Here is a 21287-nt window from a genome sequence, read left to right on the forward strand (position 1 = left end):
CGTTGCGCGGTTTCGGTCCTTTGACGATCAAGCGCCATATTCGACAGGACTGGACAATGGCAATCGCGCCCGAAGCAGAGGACAACGATCCGGAACCCGGGCCAGGTGAGCCTGCGCCTGCTGAGGAACCTGTTCAACCTGCGGCGGCGGAAGCTGCCGACAAGGATGCCCCGCCCGCACCGCCCGACCCGCAACCCGATACCGCGGCGGCGGCAGCTGCGGCTACCGCGGCGGCTGTCGCAGCGGTAGTGAGCGCCGATCCTAACCTGGTATCGACCACCGTAGCGCTTCCGCTCGACGCCCTGGAGTTTCTGCGCTCCGAATCAACAAGGAACGGAACCAGCACAGGCGACGAACTCCGCCGGTCGATCGGCACGCAGAAGTTCCTGCGCGACAAGATAGCGGAAGGCGCGACGCTTCAGTTGCGTGATGCAAAAGGCAATTTGTTCGACGTGAAGATCTGACGGGACCGATTGGGGGCAACGGAGATGGCGACGAATCTCGATCTGGAAACCACGGGGACCGGCCCCTCGTTGCCGGCCAACCAGTTGCCCGCGCCCTTCACGATCGAATCCGGCGACGCCGCAACGCGCAAGTGGGTAAGCTTCATCCTTATCGCGATACTGGCGGCGCTGATCCTCGCCGCCTTCGTGGATCTGTTCATCGTGAACGGGCCAAACCCATCCCCGCCGGTATCGGTTACTGGAATGAGCGGTGATTCGATCCAAAACGCGCTGTCCGTCTACAACAACGCTGTTTCGCTGGATTCGTCGGCCGATGCCGATCGTCTACTGAGACTGCTCAACATCATATTCGGCCCCGTCGTGACGCTGGTCAGTTCGGTCGTCGGTTTCTACTTCGGCGCGCGCACCGCAAAGGAAGGCGCGAGCGGTTGAGCGCCTAGAAACTCTTCGCCAGCCCCTCGATATCGTCCATCGAGATCACGCTGGTCGCATCGACATCGGGGGCGATGCGCTTGACCATCGGGGATAGCACCTTCCCGCCGAATTCAATGAAGCGCTCGACCCCGGTGTCGGTCATGTTGAGCACCGATTCGCGCCAGCGGACCATGCCGGTAACTTGCTCCACCAACAGCTTGCGGATCGTATCGACGTCGCTGACCGGTTGCGCGGTGACGTTGGCGAATACCGGCACAAGCGGCGTGTCGATCCGCGCCTCGGCCAGCGCCTTGTCCATCGCATCGGCGGCCGGCTGCATCATCGGGCAGTGGAACGGCGCCGACACTGGCAGCGCGATTGCGCGCTTGGCACCATATTCCTTGGCGATTTCGATCGCTCGGTCGATCGCGGCTTTTGCCCCGGAAATCACGACCTGTGACGGGTCGTTGTCGTTGGCGACCGTGCAGACTTCGCCCTGCGCGGCCGCATTGGCGATCACCTGCGCGGTTGCGAGATCGGCGCCGAGCAATGCCGCCATGCTTCCCTGTCCGACCGGAACCGCTGCCTGCATCGCTTCACCGCGATGGCGCAGCAACAGCGCGGTCGTCGCGAGATCGAGCGCCCCGGCGGCGCACAAAGCGCTATATTCGCCGAGCGAATGCCCGGCGACATAATCGGCCTTGTCGGCGAGCACCACGCCGCCATCCTTCTCCAGCACCCGCAACGTGGCGATCGCGTTCGCCATGATCGCCGGCTGGGCGTTGGCGGTGAGCGTCAGTTCGTCCGCCGGCCCTTCGAACATCAGCCGCGACAGGTGCTGGCCCAGCACCTCGTCGACTTCCTCGAACACCGCCCGCGCGACCGGACTGGCCTCGGCGAGCGCTTTCCCCATGCCGACCGCCTGACTGCCCTGCCCCGGAAAAATGAACGCGCGCATCTTGCCTCTCCTTCGGCCTGCGGCACTAGAAATGTCGGACGCGACGCGCAACGCTTGCTTTTTGCGTTCGATTCCGCCAATGCCCCGCGCTTCCGAACAAACGGAAAGACGATAGCCGGAGGGGCGTCGCACGGTGCGGCGTCAGCGATCGGCCAACAGTGAGAAGAAAGCATGGCTCTTTACGAGCATGTGTTCCTTGCGCGCCAGGACCTGGCACAGGCGCAAGTGGACGCTCTGGCGGAAGCCGCCACCAAGATCATCGAAGCCGGTGAAGGCAAGGTCGTGAAGACCGAGACCTGGGGCCTGCGTTCGCTCGCCTATCGCATCGCGAAGAACCGCAAGGCGCATTACGTGATGCTCGAAATCGACGCACCGGGTTCGGTCGTCGCCGAACTGGAGCGTCAGACGCAGATCAACGAAGACGTGATCCGCTACATGACCGTCAAGGTCGACGAGCATGAGAACGGCCCGACCGTCATGATGCGCAAGGGTGAGCGCGACCGCGAGCGTGGTCGTGAACGCGGCGATCGCCCCGACCGTGACCGCGGTCCCCGCGGCGGCTTCGACAGCGAATAAGGAATTAGAGACATGGCACGACCCTTTTTCCGCCGCCGCAAGAGCTGCCCCTTCTCCGCGAAGGACGCTCCCCGGATCGACTACAAGGACGTCCGGCTGCTGCAGGGCTTCGTCTCCGAGCGTGGCAAGATCGTCCCCTCGCGCATCACCTCGGTGAGCGCGAAGAAGCAGCGCGAACTCGCCCAGGCGATCAAGCGCGCCCGTCATCTGGGCCTGCTGCCCTACCTCGTTAAGTAAGGAGCGCCCGCGATGGACGTTATTCTGCTGGAACGCGTCGAGAAGCTCGGCGCCATCGGCGATGTCGTGAAGGTCAAGGACGGGTTCGCCCGCAACTTCCTTCTGCCGAACAAGAAGGCGCTCCGCGCCAACGAAGCCAACCGCAAGGTCTTCGAAGCCAACCGCGCGAAGATCGAGGCCGACAACGCCTCGCGCCGTTCGGACGCCGAGAAGGACGCCAAGTCGTACGACGACGCGTCGGTCACGCTGATCCGCCAGTCGTCGAACACGGGCCAGCTGTACGGCTCGGTCGCGGTGCGCGACCTGGTCGAGGCGATGGAAGCGGCCGGCCATAAGGTCAGCAAGAGCCAGATCGTGCTCGCCAAGCCGATCAAGGCGATCGGCCTCTATGACGTGAAGGTGCAGTTGCACCCCGAAGTCGCCGTGACCGTCAAGGTCAACGTCGCGCGCTCGCCCGAAGAGGCAGAGATGCAGGCGTCGGGTGTCGACGTCATGGCGGCGATGTTCGAGAAGGACGAAGCGGGCTTCACCGAGGATTTCGATCCGAACGCCGAACCCGGCGCGACCGCCGAGGTCAAGGTGGTGGCCGATGCGACGGAAGCCACCGAGGACAACGCCGAAGCCTGAACAGTTTCGTCATTGCCGAAATGAAGAAAGGGTCGTCCGGGCATTTCCGGGCGGCCCTTTCTCATTGCGACCCTCACGGGAATGATGAAGAATTCGCGACGTTCCGAAGCGGGGAGGTCAGAACGTCGAAACGCATGCTCCGAGCACCGCAGCCAACGGGATCAGCGCAAAGATAACGGGCACTACCTTATTCACGGCGATTTCCATCGGGTCTTGATGACCTCAAGTCGCTAAAATGCGCCGTCGCCACAATGTTTCCAGGGGATGAACGAAATAGATATTGGTGGGCTGGCGGAACTTTTTGTTGTTCCGGCCACGTCACTTCCTTCCAAACAACTTCTCGATGTCGCCGTGCGCCAGCTTCACCCAGGTCGGGCGGCCGTGGTTGCACTGGCCCGAATGCGGGGTAACCTCCATTTCGCGGAGCAGCGCGTTCATTTCGGCGACTGACAGCACGCGGCCCGCTCGGACCGATCCGTGGCACGCCATCGTCGCGGCGACGTGATCGAGGCGCTCCTTCAGCGATAGCGCTTGGTCGAACGCGGCGAGTTCGTCGGCCAGATCGGTAACAAGGCCCGTCACGTCGCCCCGCCCCAGCATCGCCGGAGTCGCGCGGACCAGCATCGCGCGCGGCCCGAACCGTTCGAGTTCCAGCCCGAGTTCAGTGAGTTCGCCGAGCCGCGCTTCCAGCCGGTCGCAGGCGGGTTCGTCGAGTTCGATCACTTCGGCGATCAGCAGCGCCTGGCTCGCCACCCTGCCCCCGGCCAGCGCCGCGCGCATGCGTTCGAGGACGAGGCGTTCATGCGCCGCATGCTGATCCACCAGCACCAGCCCGTCCTCCGCCTCGGCAACGATATAGGTCTTGGCGACTTGCCCGCGCGCCACGCCGAGCGGGTGCTGGATGGTATCGGGCAGCTGCGCATAAGCCGGCTCGGCGCGCGCGGCTGGGGGAGGCATCGTAAATGTCGGGCGTCGGTCATAAACCCTTTCCGTCACCCCCGCGAAAGCGGGGGCCCAGCTCCTATCCGAACCGCTAGGTGCAAGCGTTGGAGATGGGTCCCCGCTTTCGCGGGGATGACGATCAAGAGGCTCCGCCTGCCACGCTGCCAGCGCATCCTCATTCGGCCGCTGGGAACTACGATGCCCCGCTTCGTCCAGCGCGCGGCGCAACCCGCTGACGATCAGCCCGCGAATCATCTGCGGCTCGCGGAATCGGACTTCGGTCTTGGCGGGGTGGACGTTGACGTCGACCTCGCTTGCCGGAAGATCGAGGAACAGCGCCACCACTGGATGCCGGTCGCGCGCGATCATCTCCGCATAGGCGCCGCGGATCGCGCCCATCAGCAACCGGTCCTTCACCGGTCGCCCGTTGACGAACAGATACTGATGATCGGCAACGCCACGGTTGAAGGTAGGCAGCCCCGCCACCCCGCCCAACCGCACGCCCTCGCGTTCCAGATCGACGCCGACACTGTTTTCCGCCAGCGCGCGATCAGTCAGCGCCGCAACGCGCGCGGGGCGATCTTCCGCGCCGTTGGTCGCCAGTGCGCGCCTGCCGTCATGTTCGACCGAAAAGGCGATATCGGGTCGCGCCATCGCCAGCCGGCGGACGATATCGAGGCTCGCGCCATATTCGGCCCGTGCGGTGCGCAGGAATTTGCGCCGCGCCGGCACCTTGCCGAACAGTCCCTCGACCAGCACCCGCGTGCCCGGCGGCAAGGCGGCAGGGCCTTCCTCGGCCAGCGCTCCATTATCGACTACACGCCGCCAGCCGTCGCCGCCGCGCACCCGGCTCTCCAGCGTCAAGCGTGCGACGCTCGCGATCGACGGCAACGCCTCGCCGCGGAAGCCCAGGGTCGTTACTTGATCGATCTCCTCATGGGGCAGCTTCGACGTCGCGTGCCGCTCCAGCGCCAGCGCCATGTCGGCGGGCGTCATCCCGCATCCGTCATCGACCACTTCGATCAGGTCAATGCCCCCGCTCGCCAGCCGAACCGCGATCCGCGTCGCGCCCGCATCGATCGCGTTTTCGACCAGTTCCTTCAACGCGCTGGCAGGTCTTTCCACCACTTCACCGGCAGCGATACGATTGACCAGATGTTCGGGCAGGCGCCGTATTGACATGGTTATGACTCTAGCCCAAGCGACCGGCTCTCGCGACCGTTAATGCCGTCCCCCCGGAGCCCGGAAATCGGCTTTGGCGGCGAGAGAACAGATAATCGACGCGCGCATTGGTCGCGCAGCTTTTCGGGCGGTGTTTTCACTATGGTCTTCGGGCGTTTCTTCAAGCTGATGTCGCACGACATGGCGATTGATCTCGGTACTGCCAATACGGTCGTTTATCTGCGCGGGCGCGGCGTCGTGCTCAACGAGCCGTCGGTGGTCGCGGTCGAAACGCTCAACGGCCAGAAAAAGGTCAAGGCAGTCGGCGACGACGCCAAGCTGATGATGGGCAAGACCCCGGACAGCATCCAGGCGATCCGTCCGCTGCGTGACGGCGTCATCGCCGACATCGACGTCGCCGAGCAGATGATCAAGCACTTCATCCACAAGGTGCATGGCGGGCAGAAGCGCTTCATGCGCTGGCCGCAGATCGTGATTTGCGTGCCGTCGGGTTCGACCAGCGTCGAGCGCCGCGCGATCCGCGACGCCGCGCAGAACGCCGGCGCATCGCAGGTCTGGCTGATCGAGGAGCCGATGGCGGCCGCGATCGGTGCCGATATGCCCGTGACTGAGCCGATCGGCTCGATGGTCGTCGACATCGGCGGCGGCACGACCGAAGTCGCGGTGCTGTCGCTGCGCGGCCTCGCCTACACGACCTCGGTGCGCGTCGGCGGTGACAAGATGGACGAAGCGATCGTCTCCTACGTCCGCCGCAATCATAACCTACTGATCGGCGAAGCCACCGCCGAGCGGATCAAGCAGGAAGTCGGCACCGCCAAGCCGCCTGCCGACGGCATCGGCCTGACGATCCACATCAAGGGCCGCGACCTCGTCAACGGCGTGCCCAAGGAAATCCAGATCAACCAGGGCCAGATCGCCGAGGCGTTGTCCGAACCGGTCGGCACGATCGTCGAGGGCGTGCGGATCGCGCTGGAAAACACCGCGCCTGAACTGGCGGCGGACATCGTCGATCAGGGCATCGTACTCACCGGCGGCGGTGCGTTGCTCCACGGCATCGACGAGGTGCTGCGCGACGAGACCGGCCTGCCGGTGACGATCGCCGAGGATCCGCTGACCTGCGTTGCGCTCGGCACCGGCCGCGCGCTCGAGGATCCAATGTTCCGCGGCGTCCTGCACACCGCCTGATTTTGCTGCTAAGGCACGACCCACGCGGCCTTTTGATGTGAGGGAGTTGGATGGCGCCGCCACGCAACCGGCGCCCGGGTTTCTCACGGCGGGCGCAATATAGTCTGTTCATTGGCTACGTGATTGCGATCGCGGGGGCGCTTGTTGGCGCTGTCCTGCTCGCACTTTCGACGCTCAATCCGCCGGCTTTTTCCGCGCTGCGCGCCGGCGCGGCCGAAGTCATGGCGCCGGTAAGCTGGGCGCTAGGTTCGGTGTGGAACGCGATTACCTCGATCCCGGAGGCGATCGGCAGCTATTTCGGCGTGCATGCCGAGAATGCACGGCTGAAGGAGCAAGTTACCGACGATCGTCGCCAGCTCGTTCGTGCCCGGGCGATCGCGTATGAAAATATCCGATTGAAGAAACTGCTGTCGGTCCGCGAACCGGGCAGCGACACGATCGCCACCGCGCGTATCGTCAGCTCCTCGGCCAGTAGCACGCGGCGCTATGGCCTGATCTACTCGGGTCTGATCCAGGGCGTCCATGCCGGTATGCCAGTGCGCGCGGCCGACGGGCTGGTCGGGCGCATCCTGGAGGCCGGGCCTGACACCGCCCGTGTCCTGTTGTTGATCGATCCCGAGAGCATCGTGCCCGTCCGCCGCACAAGGGACGGCGCGCCGGGCTTCGCAACCGGGCGCGGCGATGGCTTGCTCGACGTCAAGCCGATCGCGCTGGGCAATGCCGAATATGCTCCGGGCGATGTTCTCGTGACATCAGGGTCGGGCGGCATCTTTCCGCCCAATATACCCGTCGCAAAGGTCGTCAGCCGCAACCGCGACGGCGTGCTTGCTAAGCCGTTCGAATTGCCGGACGCTTTCGATTATGCGGTCGTGCTGCGCGCATATCTGACTGCGCCTCTTCCCACGACCGGCGAGACGCAGCCTTGAAGCCCCAAAGCGGCGCCTTTGCGCCAGAACCTTCGCGGGCTGCAATATGGGCGATCCCCGTCGCCTCGGTGATGGCGGGGTCGTTGCTTACGATCATCCCGCTGGTGGCGACGTTCCCGGTGTTGCCCCCGCTCGGGCTCATGACGTTGCTCTCGTGGCGGCTGCTGCGGCCGGAATGGACTCGCATATGGAGTCCCCTGCCCTTTGGCTTTTTTGACGATCTCGTCAGCGGTCAGCCGCTGGGCAGCGCGATATTCCTGTGGTCGATCGCGTTCCTGATCGTCGATTTGCTCGATCGCCGCTTGGTGTCGCGCGATTTCTGGCAGGATTGGGTACTCGCCTCGGGTGCGATCACGTTCTGCCTGTTCGGCGGACGCTTGATCGCGGCCCCGCTTGCGGCGCATGTCGATACCGTGTTGCTGTTTCAGATGGTCACCGCGGTGCTGCTCTTTCCCGTCGTCTCCCGCATCGTCGCGTGGCTCGATACCAAGCGTGGTCGCCAGCCATGAGCCGCCCGCCGCGCCAGATTACCGAAGCGGCGCAAAGCTACAGTTTCTCGCGCCGCGCCATGATGGTCGGCGCCGCGCAGGGCGCCGTCGCGCTGGCGCTGGCCGGACGAATGGGCTGGCTCGCCATCGCGCAGAACGAGCAATACAAGCTGTTGTCCGAACGCAACCGCGTCAACCTGACGATGATCCCACCGCGGCGCGGGTGGATCGTCGATCGCTATGGCCATGCGATCGCCAACAACCGCACCGATTTCCGCGTCGATATCATCCGCGACCGCCTGCCGGCATCGGAAGAACCGCGCGTTCTCAAGTTGCTCCAGCAATTGCTCGGCCTGCCACCCGAGCAGATCAGCCGGATAGAGAACGACCTCAAGCGCGCCGCGGGATTCCAGCCTGTTCAGGTCGCCGAGAACCTGAACCCCGAAGTGTTCGCCGCAGTACAGGTGCGCTTGCCCGAACTGCCCGGCGTCGCTCCCACCGCCGGCTATTCGCGTAACTACCCCGCAGCTCAGGCGGTCGCGCACCTGACCGGCTATGTCGGCACGGCGTCCGCCGAGGATTATCAGAAAACCAAGAATCCGTTGCTGATCACGCCCGGTTTCAAGATCGGCAAGGACGGACTCGAACGCGCGCTGGAGGACAAGCTGCGCGGCACGCCCGGGGCCAAGCGAGTCGAAGTCACCGCGCGCGGCAAGCTTGTTCGCGAGCTCGAAACACGACCCGACATCGCCGGGCACGTCCAGCGGCTGACGATCGATGCCGGTCTGCAGGAATATGCTGCGCGCCGGCTCGGCACCAATTCTGGGTCGGCGGTCGTGATCGACGTCACGAGCGGCGACGTGCTCGCATTCGTCTCGGTCCCCGCCTACGATCCCAACAGCTTTTCCGGTGGAATCAGCCATCTCGAATGGAAGATGCTGTCGGATAACGACCACGTTCCGTTGATGAACAAGGTCCTCCAAGGGTTGTATCCTCCGGGATCGACGGTCAAGCCGATGAACGGGCTGGCATTGCTCCACAACGGGGTCAGTCCCGAAGACCGGGTCACCTGCAGCGGCGCGCTCAGGGTGGGTACGGGCGTTTTCCACTGCCACAAGCGTGGCGGCCATGGCCCGCTCAATCTCAAGCAAGCGATCATGTACAGCTGCGACATCTATTTTTACGAGATGGTGCGGCGCCTGGGCTATGATCACGTTGCGCCGATCGCGCGGACGCTGGGGCTCGGGCAGAAGTTCGACCTGCCCTTCTCCACGCAACGCTTCGGCACCGTGCCCGACAGCGCGTGGAAGCGCCGCAAATACAAGTCCGATTGGACCGTGCCCGATTCGCTCAACGCGTCGATCGGCCAAGGTTACGTTCTGGCCAATCCTCTGCAACTCGCCGTGATGGCGTCGCGGATCGCGTCTGGCCGCGCGCTTACCCCGCGACTGCTAATGAATGGCCCGGCGACGATCGCGAACCCTCTGCCGATCAACCCCGATCACCTCGCGATCGTCCGCAACGCCATGTACGGCGTGGTGAACGAAGGCGGCACCGGCGGCCGCGCGCGGCTCAACATCCCCGGCGCGTCGCTTGCCGCCAAGACCGGCACCGCGCAGGTCCGCCGCATCACCATGGCGGAACGCGGCAGCGGCGTGCTGAGCAATGCCTCCCTGCCCTTCAAGCTGCGCGACCACGCCTTGTTCGTCTGCTTCGCGCCGGTCGAAAACCCCAAATACGCCGCCGGCATCGTCCTCGAACATGGCGGCCATACGGTGACCAATCTCGATACCCCGGGCATCGGACGCGACATCATCACCTACCTGCTCGACCGTGATAAGGCGCTGGCGTCGCTCGCCGAAGTCGAACCGACCTGGGGCGGCGACATCGCGACACGCGCGGCGGCGGAGACGGCGGCTTATCAGGGCAAGATCTCCGCGCTGCAGGCGGTACAGACCGAAACCGACGCGACCGCGCCGACCGACGCTCCCGCGGTCGAGGCGGCGACTGACGCAGCCAATACGTCCGCCGCGGCGATCGCCAACACCGCATTGCCCGCCGAACAGGGATCGCACGAGGTCGAACAGTGACCCAGGGTTCATCGGCGTCGCTCGGTTTCGTGCCCGAACCGCTCGCGCAACTGCCGTGGAAGATCATCCTGCTGATCCTGGCGATCGGCTGTTTCGACTTGCTGGTCCTCTATTCGGCGGCGGGGGGGCATATTCGTCCCTGGGCCTTGTCGCAGGGCATCCGGTTCTTCGTATTTCTCGGCGGCGCCATATTGCTCTCCCGCGTGCGGGAAGATGTGTGGGGCATGATCAGCCTGCCGGCCTATGTCGTCATCCTGGTCATGCTGATCGGGGTCGAACTGCTGGGCAAGGTCGCGGGCGGCGGCCAGCGCTGGCTCGACCTCGGGATCATTCGCCTGCAGCCGTCGGAACTGATGAAGCCGTTCATCGTCCTCGCCTGCGCCCGCTTCTACGACCTGCTCCCGCCCAGCGAGGTGCGCAAGTTCGGCGCGATTTGGCCCGCTTTGTTGCTAATAGCGCTTCCCGCTGGCCTCGTCATGCTCCAGCCCGATCTCGGCACCGGCTTGATGATTACCGCGGGCGGCATCACCGTGATGTTCCTGGCGGGCATCCCGCTACGGCTGTTCATCATTGCCGGGCTGACCGCGCCCGTCCTCGGGCTGGTCGCCTATAATTACGTGCTGCACGATTATCAGCGCAACCGGATCGCGATCTTTCTTGATCCCGAAAAGGATCCGCTGGGCATCGGCTATCACATCACCCAGTCGAAGATAGCGATCGGATCCGGCGGGATTTGGGGCAAGGGCTTCCTCAACGGGTCGCAAAGCCACCTCGACTACCTGCCCGAGGGCCAGACCGACTTCGCGCTCGCGACGATGATGGAGGAATGGGGACTGGTCGGCGGCGTTCTGCTGATCATCGCCTGGTTCGCGATCATCTGGTGGGCGATGGGCGTCGCGATGCGCGCGCAAGGCCGCTTTGCGCGGCTGACGGCTGCCGGCCTCGCTACCACCCTGTTCTTCTACGTGTCGATCAACATGGCGATGGTGATGGGCATGGCGCCGGTCGTCGGCGTGCCGCTTCCACTCATTAGCTTCGGGGGCACGGCGCAGATGACGGCGTTGCTGTGCATCGGCATCCTGATGTCGATCGACCGCAGCAGCCGGCAGCAACCTATCGGCTGGTAGCGGCGCGACGTAAAAAGTGTTTGCAAAGCGCGACCGCGATGCTAACGGCCTCCCTCCCCGATCGGGGACAGCCTTTCCGGCATGGACGCATAGCTCAGTTGGTAGAGCAGCTGACTCTTAATCAGCGGGTCCTAGGTTCGAGCCCTAGTGCGTCCACCACCCGATCTGAATAGTTGGCTCGATTGCAAGGCGATGCCCCGCGAGTCGCGCAATCACCGCGGAGGCACGCGCGATTGATCATGGGCCGACGGGAAATCTCAAACTAAACACTGCCCCACCTTCGGTCGCATTGGATGCGCCGATCGAAACGCCCATCGCGTCGGCGAATCCCTTTGCGATTGCTAAACCAAGCCCGCTTCCGCCGGTGCGATCTCCGCCCCTGCCCTGCACAAACGTCGCAAAGACGCTTTCCTCGTTGCCGGGTTCGAGGCCTAACCCGCGATCTCGCACGGACAAGATGACGGCGTCCGGAGCCCGCTCGCCAATGATTTCGATCGGTCCCGCGCCGCCGTGGATCGCCGCGTTGGCGAGCAGGTTGATCAGGATGTGATGCAGCAGGACCGGATCGGCTTCGACCAGCGGCAGATTGGCCGGCACGCGCAAGTCGATATGGTTGCCGCGCAGTAGGTCCTTCAAATCATGGACCGCACTCGCAACTGCGTCGGTCAAGTCGATAGGCTCCGGGGAGATGCGCAAAGCGCCAGTATCGATCCGCACCATGTCGAGCAGATTGTCCAGAAATCGCCGCAACCGCGCGATGTCGGCGCGCGCCATTGGCATGGATTCGGCGTCGGGATACTCCTTCGCAAGCGCATCGATCGAGGCGGCGACCGAGGTCAACGGCGTCCTGAGATCATGCCCGATCGACGACAGCAAGGCAGCGCGTAGCCGGTCGCGCTCGCGCAGCACCGAAACGTCGCGGAGCTGATCCTCGAGCTTGAGCCGCTCCTGCGCCAGCGCGGCCTGGCCGAGGATCGTCGTGAGCAGCACCGCGCGACCGGCGCCCACCGGATCGCCGCCATCGTCAGCAAGGAGCCCGACGACACCCAAGGTGCCGAGCGACGTCACGAGCGGCTGAAACTGCCAGTCCGCCGATATGAGGGTCGCGGTGCCGACCCCGGCCGGCTCGCCTTTGCTCCACGCCCAGTCGGCGGCGGCGCGATCGACCGTGCCGAGCGCCGGCGCGTCTCCCGGCGCCGCGGCGATCGGCGTCAGCTCGCCGTTGCGCTGATCGAGCAGGATCGTGGTAACACCTAGCAGTCGGGCGATCTCCGTCGCAATCGTCTGGCTCGTCGTTTGCCAGTCGGCGGCGCGGGCCAGCGCCTGGCCGAATCCCGCCACCGCCGCATTTTCCTGCGCGCTGCGAGCGCCGATCGTTGCGCGAATCTTGAGGCGGCCGGTCAGGTTCGCCGTCAGCGCCGCGATGCCGATCAGCACGAACATCGTCAGCACACTTTGCGGATCGGCGATCGTGAACGTGTAGATCGGCGGCAGGAAGAAGAAGTTATACGCGAGACCAGAGAGGACGCCGGTCGCGATGCCTGGCCACAGACCGAGCCGCCCAGAGGCGACGATCACCGGCAATAGATAGATTAGATCGATCCCGCCGACGCCGATCCACGGTTCCACCAGCTTGGCGAACCCGGTCGTCGCCCCAACCAGGGCGATGACGGCGAGTCCGTACAGGGCCAAACTCCAATCGCTCTGCACGATCGCGGCGCGCATGCGTGGCGTCGCTTCGCCGGCGGGGATGACGTGGACCGCGAGTCCTTCGCTCACCGCGAGCATCGACTCGACCACCGACCCGTGGCGCAGCGCGAACCACCAGGAGCGGTGCGACTTGCCGATCACCAGTTGGGTAATACGCGCTTCGGTGACTTGCTCGCGCAATCCTGCCGTGACGCTCTCGGCCGGGATGGTGGCGATGGTGGCGCCGAGACTAGCGGCGAGGCTCAGCGTATCGGCGACCTGACGGCGTTGGTCGTCGCCGAAAGCCGCCGCGCGGGGCGTCTCGATGAACACCGCCTGCCACGGCGCGCGCAGGGCATCGGCGAGCCGCTTGGCCGTGCGGACCAGATTTTCGGCGCCGGGCAGCTCGCTGACCGCGACCAGCACGCGCTCGCCGCCCGCATAGGTGCCCGTCGTCGCCTGCGCGTCGAGATGCTCGGTCAGCGCGCGATCGACGTTGAGCGCCGCGTGACGCAATGCCATTTCGCGTAGCGCCGTCAGGTTGGCCTTTGAGAAGAAACGATCCAGCGCGCGCGTCGCCTCGGCGGGGATATAGACCTTGCCCGCCTTCAGCCGATCGATCAGTTCGTCGGGCGGCAGGTCGACAACCTCGACCTCTGCGCCGTCGAACACGCTGTCCGGCACCGTTTCGCGCACACGGACGCGGGTGAAACTCGCAACGACGTCGTTCAGGCTTTCGACATGCTGGACGTTAAGCGTGGTGTAGACATCGATCCCGGCGTCGAGCAGCTCCATCACGTCCTGCCACCGCTTTGGATGGCGGCTGCCCGGCGCATTCGTGTGGGCAAATTCGTCGACCAAGGCGAGTTGCGGGCGGCGAGCGAGGATGGCGTCTAGGTCCATCTCTTCGAGCGCGTGGCCCTGATAATCGACCGTTCTCCGCGCAATCGCCTCGAGCGGTTCAACCAGCGCCTGCGTTTCCGCGCGGCCGTGCGTTTCCACCACCGCGACCACGACATCGGCGCCGCCGCGCAACCGCTCGGCGCCTTCCTGCAACATCTCGAACGTCTTGCCGACCCCGGGCGCTGCCCCGAGGAAGATCTTCAGCCGCCCGCGTCTTTCCGCATTCGCGGCCCGCAGCAGCGCGTCGGGTGAAGGGCGAGCATCGATCATGCGACAGACCTAGGCACTGTTCCGCGCGCGTGAAAAGGCCGCCGCGGGGATCTTTATGGCTTCTTAATGCGAACCGCCCGTTTTCGCCCGCGAACCTTAATGCTCTCCGCGCCTATCTCGCCGGCCGACCCAATCGGAGGCCGCAAATGCCCGACATCATCTGGCTCGCCATTATCGGCGGGCTGTTCCTCGCGACGCTCGCCTTCGTGCGGCTGTGCGACAACGCATGAGCCTGCACCTCACGCTCGCGGGCGTCACCGCGCTCGGCCTGCTCCTCTATCTCGTTGCCGTGCTCGTGCGGCCGGAGAAATTCTGATGACTTGGCAAGGCTGGGCGCTGATCGCGCTGTTCTTCACTGTTCTCGCCGCGCTGGCCAAGCCGGTGGGGTCATGGCTGTTCGCACTTTACGAAGGACGCCGCACGCCGCTGCACGCGGTGCTCGGGCCGGTCGAACGAGGGTTCTACAAGCTGTCGGGCATCGACCCGGACGCCGACCAGAACTGGCGGCGCTACGCCGTGCATATGCTGGTGTTCCAGCTCGTCACGGTCTTGTTCACTTATTTCGTCCTGCGGGCGCAGAGCTGGTTGCCGCTCAACCAACGCGGCATGCCCGGCGTCGGGGCGGACGGTTCGATGAACACCGCGATCGCCTTCGTCACCAACACCAATTGGCAATGGTATGTCGGCGAAGCGACCATGTCGAACCTCAGCCAGATGTTGGGGCTGACCATCCATAACTTCTTCAGCGCGGCAACCGGCATCGCGATCGCTTTCGCCCTGTTCCGCGGGTTCGCGCGGCGCGAGGCGAAGGGGGTCGGCAATTTCTGGGCCGACATGACCCGGATCACGCTCTACGTTTTAGTGCCGATCTGCGTCGTGTATGCGCTGTATTTGCTCCTGAGCGGCGTGCCTCAGACGTTCGCGGCGAGCATCGACGCGACCACGCTGGAGGGCGCAAAACAGACGATCGCGCTTGGCCCAGTCGCGTCGCAGGAAGCGATCAAGATGCTCGGCACCAACGGCGGCGGTTTCTTCAACGCAAATTCCGCGCATCCGTTCGAGAATCCGACCGCGTTGACCAACCTGGTCCAGATGCTGTCGATCTTCGTCCTCGGCGTCGGGCTGACCTATACGTTCGGTAAGGCGGTCGGCGATACGCGCCAGGGCTGGGCGATCGTGGGCGCGATGGCGATCCTGTTTCTTGCCGGCACGACGGTCGCCTATTGGCAGGAAGCGGCAGGGAACCCTGTCCTTCACCATCTCGGCCTGGCCGGGGGCAACATGGAGGGCAAGGAGGTGCGCTTCGGCATTTCCGCCAGCGCCCTGTTCGCCGCCGTCACGAGCGCCGCATCGTGCGGCGCGGTCAACGCTATGCATGACAGCTTTACGGCGCTCGGCGGCATGATCCCGCTTTTCAACATCCAGCTCGGCGAGATCGTCGTCGGCGGGGTCGGGTCGGGCATCTACGGCTTTCTGCTGTTCGCCATTCTCGCGGTGTTCGTCGCCGGGCTGATGGTCGGGCGCACGCCCGAATATGTCGGCAAGAAGATCGAGAGCCGCGAGGTCAAGCTCGCGGTGCTGGCGATCGCGGTGCTGCCATTGTCGATCCTGGGGTTCACCGCGCTGTCGGCGGTGATGCCTGATGGGCTGGCGGGGCCGCTCAACAAGGGACCGCACGGGTTCAGCGAAATCCTCTACGCCTTCGCGTCGGCCACGGGGAATAACGGTTCGGCCTTCGCTGGTCTGACCGCAGGGACACCCTGGTACAACGGGTTGCTCGGGGTTGCGATGTGGGTGGGGCGGTTCTTCGTGATCGTCCCCGTGCTCGCCATCGCCGGCAGTCTTGCGGCGAAGAAGCACACGCCGGCCGGTGCGGGGTCGTTCCCGACCACCGGTGGCCTTTGGGTCGGGCTGCTGGTCGGGATCATCCTGATCCTCGGCGGTCTCACCTTCCTGCCCAGCCTCGCGCTCGGACCGATCGCTGATCATCTCGCGATGATCAACGGCCAGCTTTTCTGAGGACATCACAATGACCACAACATCCATGTTCTCGGGCGAATTGATCGTCCCGGCGATCGGCGACGCGATCAAGAAGCTCGACCCGCGCCAGTTGGTGAAGAATCCGGTGCTGTTCGTGACGGCGGTCATCGCGCTGCTGCTGACCGTGCTACTCGCGCTCGGCGGCGAGCCGCTCCCGGCCGGGTTCCAGATCCAGCTCATCGTGTGGCTGTGGCTGACCGTTCTGTTCGGCACCTTCGCCGAAGCGCTCGCCGAGGGTCGGGGCCGCGCGCAAGCCGCGAGCCTGCGCGCCACCAAATCCGAACTTCAGGCCAAGCGCCTGACCGGCGTCGGCGACACGTGGGGCATGATCGAGGCGTGGCGGCTGCAAAAGGGCGAGACGGTGCTGGTCGAAACCGGCGACCTCATCCCCGCCGACGGCGAAGTGGTTGAGGGCGTCGCCTCGGTCAACGAAGCCGCGATCACCGGCGAGAGCGCGCCGGTCATCCGCGAAGCCGGCGGCGACCGCTCGGCCGTCACCGCAGGGACCCGCGTCATCTCCGATCGCATTAAGGTGCGCGTCACGCAGGAGCCGGGCCAGGGTTTCCTCGACCGCATGATCGCGCTGGTCGAAGGCGCCGAACGTCAGAAAACACCGAACGAGATCGCGCTGACGATCCTGCTGGTCGGCCTGACGATCATCTTCCTGATCGCGGTCGGGACGATCCCCGGCTTTGCGAGCTATGCGGGGGGCAGCGTGCCGGTGGCGATCCTCGCCGCACTGCTGATCACGCTCATCCCCACGACCATTGCGGCCCTGCTGTCGGCGATCGGCATCGCTGGCATGGACCGGCTGATCCGCTTCAACGTGCTCGCCAAGTCGGGTCGCGCAGTCGAGGCGGCTGGCGACGTCGATACGCTGTTGCTCGACAAGACCGGCACGATCACCATCGGTGACCGCCAGGCTAGCGAGTTCCGCCCGATCGGCGGGATCGACGCCAAGACGCTCGCCGAAGCGGCGATGCTCGCCAGCCTGGCCGACGAGACGCCCGAAGGCCGGTCGATCGTTGTTTTGGCGCGTGAGAAGTTCGCCTTGTCGGCCACGTTGCCCAGTGACGCCGAGATCATCCCGTTCACCGCGCAGACGCGTAGTTCGGGGATCAAGCTCGACGGGGTCGTCGTGCTCAAGGGTGCGGTGGATTCGATCCTGAAGACGTTGCCCGCCGACGCTCCCGGCGCGGTCGATATCAAACGCGCTACCGATGAGATCGCGCGCGGCGGCATGACCCCGCTCGCGGTGATCCGCGACGGGCGACTGCTCGGGGCGGTCGCGCTCAAGGACGTGGTGAAAGCCGGCGTCCGCGAACGCTTCGCCGAACTCCGCCGGATGGGCATCCGTACCGTCATGATCACGGGCGACAACCCGCTGACCGCCGCCGCGATCGCCGCGGAGGCTGGCGTGGACGATTTCCTCGCCGAGGCGACGCCGGAGGACAAGCTGGCCCTGATCCGCAAGGAGCAGCAGGGTGGCAAGCTGGTCGCGATGTGCGGCGACGGCACCAATGACGCGCCTGCGCTTGCCCAAGCTGATGTCGGCGTGGCGATGAACACCGGCACCCAAGCCGCGCGCGAGGCGGGCAACATGGTCGACCTCGACAGCGATCCGACGAAGCTGATCGAGATCGTCGGACTCGGCAAGCAGTTGTTGATGACGCGCGGCGCGCTTACCACTTTCTCGGTCGCAAACGACGTCGCCAAATATTTCGCGATTATCCCGGCGATGTTCGTCGCGCTCTATCCAGGCCTGGGCGTCCTCAACGTCATGGGTCTGGCGAGCCCGCGAAGCGCAATCCTGTCGGCGATCATCTTCAACGCGCTGATCATCCCGTTCCTCGTCCCGCTCGCGCTCAAGGGCGTCAAATATCGCGCGATCGGCGCGGGCCCGCTGCTCGCGCGCAACCTTACCGTCTACGGCCTTGGCGGCCTGATCGCCCCGTTCGTCGGCATCAAGCTGATCGACCTTGCCGTCGCCGGCCTCCATCTCGCTTGAGGAAATACACCATGCTCAAGGAATTCACTTCCGCGCTGCGCCCAGCGATTGTGCTGACAGTGCTGTTCGCCGCCTTGCTCGGCCTCGTCTATCCCGCCGCGATCACGGGCATCGGTCAAATCATCGCACCTGCCGCCGCCAACGGCAGCTTGATCAGGGACGCCAAAGGTAACGTCATTGGGTCGGCGCTGATCGGCCAGTCCTTTTCGAGTGCCGCCTATTTCCACGGTCGCCCCTCCGCCGCCGGAAAGAACGGCTATGATGCCACCGCCTCGTCGGGGTCTAACCTTGGCCCGACGAGCCAGGCGCTGGTCGATCGCGTGAAGACCGATCTCGCCGCGGCCAAAGCCTCCGATCCAGGTTCCAACGTTCCCGCCGACCTGGTGACGGCCTCCGCCTCGGGGCTCGATCCCCACATCAGCCCCGAGGCAGCTTTGTTTCAGGTCGCGCGCGTGGCCAAGGCGCGCGGAATCGCTGCTGACAAGGTGAAGGCGCTTGTGGCGGACAACACGTCGTGGCCGTTGCTCGGTTTCATCGGCGAGCCGCGCGTCAACGTGTTGCAACTCAACCTCGCGCTCGACCGGATCGCACCGCGGCCGTAACAGGGGGCATGGCCGCGAACTCCAAGATCCTGATCGTCGAGGACGACGCGCATATCCGCCGCCTGCTCCGCGTCGCCATCGAGCGCGCGGGTTATGCGGCGGGTGAAGCGGCAACGGCGCGAGAAGCGCTGTCGCTGGCCGACATCGATAAGCCCGACGTCGTGCTGCTCGACCTCGGCCTGCCGGATCGCGATGGGCTCGAACTGATCCAGCTGTTTCGCGGCAAGGCGGCGGTGATCGTCGTGTCGGCACGCGAGGACACGACGGAAAAGGTCGCCGCGCTTGACCTCGGCGCCGACGACTATCTCACCAAGCCGTTCGACACCGAAGAACTCCTCGCCCGGGTGCGTGCGGCGCTACGTCATCGGGCGGCCGGTGACGCTGGCCAAACCGTCGTCACCGCAAGCGACGTCGAGATCGACCTGAACCGCCGTCGCGTTCGTCGCGCGGGCGAGGAAGTCCACCTCTCGCCGAAGGAATATGGCGTTCTCGCCGAACTGGCGAAACGCCCCGACCGGGTGATCGGCCACCGCCAGCTCCTCCGCACTGTCTGGGGCCCGGCACATGAGGATCACATCGACTATTTGCGGATCGTGATACGAAACCTGCGGCAAAAGTTGGAAGCCGACCCATCCCGCCCCCATTTAATCGCAAACGAACTAGGCGTCGGCTACAGGCTGTTGCAGGACCAATCGCTCTAACGCGGCGCTTGCGTCTCGATCTTCCCCATATGGCGTTTTAAATAGCGAAACTTCACCGGTCACTTGGGCAGTTCCAAGGGCCACGCGAAGTCGTGAACACAACTCCTTATTGAAGAGATCGGCGCAGGCGGGTCAAGTGCAGGTCGGCACGCAAAAAGAAACCGCCGTCCGGATTACCCGGACGGCGGCTTGCTTTCGTTCGTTCTCTAGCGATCAGGCCGCGTAGCGGACCCGCGTCGTCGTTGCACGAGTGCGGCGCATCGTCGCGCCCATCGCACCGAAGCCCAAAATCATCAGCGCCCACGTCGCCGGCTCGGGAACACCCGCCGTCGCACCCGGTACCGTGATCGCGCCGCCGCTATTTTCAAAGGTCCAGCCATTGATCGTCAGCGGGAAGCCGGTCGAGCCGCCGCTGGTCAGGGTCATATAGCCGTAATTGATCGCGCTAGTGGCCTCGTTATAGAAGCGGAACCCGAGAATATGCGTGCCCGGGGTTTGAAAGGCCGCCGTAGCAGTCGATGCGGTAACCTGGGCGAAAACCGACGCCGAAGACACTACCGCGCCTGGAGCGAGAGCAACATAAGGACCGGTGGTCGTCGAAGCCACACCGCTGGCTTGCGATGGCGTGGCGCTCCAGAAGAAGGAAAGAGCGGTGCCGGAATTGTAGGGATTGAAGTCCCAACCGGAGACGGCCGATCCGGTCGCGCCCGTCGCGCCCGTCAACAGGTTTATATAAATGCCGTCGAAACTGTTCGGGACGTTGATCGGTGTCGAGAACGTGATGGGCCCCGCATATGCAGTTCCCGTGGACATGAGCAATGCAGCGGCGGCTGCAGCGAATTTCGATCTCATCAGAAAAACTCCCTGTTACAATCAGATGGCAACATTGCGGCCCGCTTTTTTGCCCGACTTTTCCCTTGTGCCATGAAGGTTGGGCGAGTCGTTAATCTGACATTAACACAATTTAACCCCCACCGAGCGCCTATTTCGGCACATGTCCCGAACCGGGACAAGCTCGATGGAGAGGCGAGGACTCCCGAAGCAATGCGTGAAGCAAAAAGAAACCGCCGTCCGGATTACCCGGACGGCGGCTTGCTTTCGTTCGTTCTCCAGCGATCAGGCCGCGTAGCGGACCCGCGTCGTCGTTGCACGAGTGCGGCGCATCGTCGCGCCCATCGCACCGAAGCCCAAAATCATCAGCGCCCACGTCGCCGGCTCCGGAACACCCGCAACCGCGGCGGGCACAGTGATCGCGCCGCCCGAATTTTCGAACGTCCAGCTCAGGATTGTAGCCGGGAAGCCGTTAGGACCCGTATTCTGGATCCGCATATATCCGTAATTGATGCTGGAGGTCGATTCATTGTAAAATCGGAAACCCAGCGTGTGGATACCGGTCGTCTGGAACGCGGCCGATCCAGCGGCTCCGCCACCGCCCGAGGTAGCCGAGAAAGCCGACAACGACGAAACCACAGTTCCCGGCGCCAGGTCGAGATAGGCACCATTGGCGGTAGCTGCGACGCCGCCGCTTACGCTAGGCGCGGTGTTGTTCCAGAAAAACGTGAACACCGAATTGGTGAGATACATGTTGACGTCCCAACCGGATACGCCTGAGCCGCTCGATCCAGTCGCTCCCGTCAGGAGATTGAGGTAAACGCCATCGATATTGTTCGGAACATTGATCGGGGTCGAGAAGGTAACCGGTCCAGCGTAAGCGTTGCCGGCGGTCATGAGCAATGCGGCTGTCGCTGCGGCGAGTTTCGATTTCATCAACTGGCTCCCTTTCAAATGATAATCAGGTCATCTCGGTTCTGTTCGCCCAACTCGCCTTTCGGGGTTAGATCGAATCGTTAATCGGACG

Annotated in this window: 20 protein-coding genes and 1 tRNA gene; 16 read left to right on the forward strand and 5 right to left on the reverse strand. The window is 64.5% G+C overall.

All coding sequences use genetic code 11. The annotated features are described in order from the left end of the window. Positions 1 to 20: 20 nt before the first annotated feature. Both J0J06_RS05435 and J0J06_RS05440 read left to right on the forward strand, forming a co-directional pair. Entirely contained in the window at positions 21 to 464 is a 444-nt protein-coding gene (locus tag J0J06_RS05435) for a hypothetical protein (RefSeq protein WP_294040307.1), read from the forward strand. A gap of 24 nt (positions 465 to 488) precedes the next feature. After that, positions 489 to 896, forward strand: coding sequence for a hypothetical protein (locus J0J06_RS05440; protein WP_294040308.1), 408 nt, complete (start codon positions 489 to 491; stop codon positions 894 to 896). Between the two features lie 4 nt (positions 897 to 900). On the opposite strand, the gene fabD is transcribed toward J0J06_RS05440, so the two are convergent. After that, positions 901 to 1836 carry an ACP S-malonyltransferase gene (fabD, locus tag J0J06_RS05445; RefSeq protein ID WP_294040309.1) on the reverse strand — a complete coding sequence of 312 codons (936 nt, stop codon included), beginning with the start codon at positions 1834 to 1836 and terminating at the stop codon, positions 901 to 903. A gap of 171 nt (positions 1837 to 2007) precedes the next feature. Between fabD and rpsF the strand changes: the two genes are divergently transcribed. Genes rpsF through rplI form a run of 3 tightly spaced genes read left to right on the forward strand, consistent with a single transcriptional unit; the run spans position 2008 to position 3276 of the window. Next, positions 2008 to 2412, forward strand: coding sequence for a 30S ribosomal protein S6 (rpsF, locus tag J0J06_RS05450; protein WP_294040310.1), 405 nt, complete (start codon positions 2008 to 2010; stop codon positions 2410 to 2412). Positions 2413 to 2424: 12 nt separating this feature from the next. Beyond that, positions 2425 to 2649, forward strand: coding sequence for a 30S ribosomal protein S18 (rpsR, locus tag J0J06_RS05455; protein WP_066583513.1), 225 nt, complete (start codon positions 2425 to 2427; stop codon positions 2647 to 2649). A 12-nt stretch (positions 2650 to 2661) separates the two neighbouring features. Further along, complete coding sequence (gene rplI, locus J0J06_RS05460) at positions 2662 to 3276, forward strand: 50S ribosomal protein L9 (RefSeq protein WP_294040311.1); 615 nt, start codon at positions 2662 to 2664, stop codon at positions 3274 to 3276. A 318-nt stretch (positions 3277 to 3594) separates the two neighbouring features. Here the strand turns inward: rplI and mutL are convergent, their stop codons facing one another. Continuing rightward, positions 3595 to 5400: a DNA mismatch repair endonuclease MutL gene (mutL, locus tag J0J06_RS05465; RefSeq protein WP_294040312.1), complete on the reverse strand. Its 1806-nt coding sequence runs from the start codon at positions 5398 to 5400 to the stop codon at positions 3595 to 3597. A 141-nt stretch (positions 5401 to 5541) separates the two neighbouring features. On the opposite strand from mutL, the gene J0J06_RS05470 reads away from it, so the two are divergent. From J0J06_RS05470 to J0J06_RS05495, 6 genes are all read left to right on the forward strand, one after another. Continuing rightward, on the forward strand, positions 5542 to 6585 hold the full coding sequence (locus J0J06_RS05470) for a rod shape-determining protein (RefSeq protein WP_294040313.1): 1044 nt from the start codon (positions 5542 to 5544) through the stop codon (positions 6583 to 6585). 50 nt (positions 6586 to 6635) lie between these two features. Further along, positions 6636 to 7511, forward strand: coding sequence for a rod shape-determining protein MreC (gene mreC / locus J0J06_RS05475; RefSeq protein WP_294040314.1), 876 nt, complete (start codon positions 6636 to 6638; stop codon positions 7509 to 7511). Continuing rightward, a complete protein-coding gene (gene mreD / locus J0J06_RS05480) occupies positions 7508 to 8020 on the forward strand; it encodes a rod shape-determining protein MreD (protein WP_294040315.1) in 513 nt (170 codons plus the stop codon). The genes mreC and mreD overlap by 4 nt, the downstream gene beginning before the upstream one ends. Further along, positions 8017 to 10089, forward strand: coding sequence for a penicillin-binding protein 2 (mrdA, locus tag J0J06_RS05485; protein ID WP_294040316.1), 2073 nt, complete (start codon positions 8017 to 8019; stop codon positions 10087 to 10089). Before mreD ends, mrdA begins: the two co-directional genes overlap by 4 nt. Then, positions 10086 to 11216 (forward strand): rod shape-determining protein RodA, encoded by a 1131-nt coding sequence (gene rodA, locus J0J06_RS05490; RefSeq protein ID WP_294040317.1) that lies wholly within the window; start codon positions 10086 to 10088, stop codon positions 11214 to 11216. Before mrdA ends, rodA begins: the two co-directional genes overlap by 4 nt. An 83-nt stretch (positions 11217 to 11299) precedes the next feature. Then, a tRNA-Lys gene (locus J0J06_RS05495) sits at positions 11300 to 11375 on the forward strand. Between the two features lie 78 nt (positions 11376 to 11453). On the opposite strand, the gene J0J06_RS05500 is transcribed toward J0J06_RS05495, so the two are convergent. Then, the gene (locus tag J0J06_RS05500) at positions 11454 to 14078 is read right to left on the reverse strand and encodes a sensor histidine kinase KdpD (RefSeq protein WP_294040318.1); all 2625 of its coding nucleotides are present in this window, start codon (positions 14076 to 14078) and stop codon (positions 11454 to 11456) included. Positions 14079 to 14304: 226 nt separating this feature from the next. On the opposite strand from J0J06_RS05500, the gene kdpF reads away from it, so the two are divergent. The 5 genes from kdpF to J0J06_RS05525 are packed head-to-tail and all read left to right on the forward strand — an operon-like array spanning position 14305 to position 19429. Next, a complete protein-coding gene (gene kdpF, locus J0J06_RS05505; protein ID WP_294040319.1) occupies positions 14305 to 14394 on the forward strand; it encodes a K(+)-transporting ATPase subunit F in 90 nt (29 codons plus the stop codon). Next, positions 14394 to 16097: a potassium-transporting ATPase subunit KdpA gene (gene kdpA / locus J0J06_RS05510; RefSeq protein WP_294040320.1), complete on the forward strand. Its 1704-nt coding sequence runs from the start codon at positions 14394 to 14396 to the stop codon at positions 16095 to 16097. The genes kdpF and kdpA overlap by 1 nt, the downstream gene beginning before the upstream one ends. A gap of 10 nt (positions 16098 to 16107) precedes the next feature. Next, the gene (kdpB, locus tag J0J06_RS05515; RefSeq protein ID WP_294040321.1) at positions 16108 to 18126 is read left to right on the forward strand and encodes a potassium-transporting ATPase subunit KdpB; all 2019 of its coding nucleotides are present in this window, start codon (positions 16108 to 16110) and stop codon (positions 18124 to 18126) included. Between the two features lie 11 nt (positions 18127 to 18137). Continuing rightward, on the forward strand, positions 18138 to 18728 hold the full coding sequence (gene kdpC / locus J0J06_RS05520; RefSeq protein ID WP_294040322.1) for a potassium-transporting ATPase subunit KdpC: 591 nt from the start codon (positions 18138 to 18140) through the stop codon (positions 18726 to 18728). Positions 18729 to 18736: 8 nt separating this feature from the next. Continuing rightward, on the forward strand, positions 18737 to 19429 hold the full coding sequence (locus J0J06_RS05525; protein ID WP_294040323.1) for a response regulator: 693 nt from the start codon (positions 18737 to 18739) through the stop codon (positions 19427 to 19429). 213 nt (positions 19430 to 19642) lie between these two features. Here J0J06_RS05525 and J0J06_RS05530 read toward each other — a convergent pair whose 3' ends face one another. Both J0J06_RS05530 and J0J06_RS05535 read right to left on the reverse strand, forming a co-directional pair. Beyond that, a complete protein-coding gene (locus J0J06_RS05530) occupies positions 19643 to 20242 on the reverse strand; it encodes a PEPxxWA-CTERM sorting domain-containing protein (protein ID WP_294040847.1) in 600 nt (199 codons plus the stop codon). Positions 20243 to 20545: 303 nt separating this feature from the next. Further along, positions 20546 to 21196, reverse strand: coding sequence for a PEPxxWA-CTERM sorting domain-containing protein (locus tag J0J06_RS05535; RefSeq protein ID WP_294040324.1), 651 nt, complete (start codon positions 21194 to 21196; stop codon positions 20546 to 20548). Positions 21197 to 21287: the final 91 nt, after the last annotated feature.

This window comes from Sphingomonas sp., from assembly GCF_017304615.1.
GTDB lineage: Bacteria > Pseudomonadota > Alphaproteobacteria > Sphingomonadales > Sphingomonadaceae > Sphingomonas.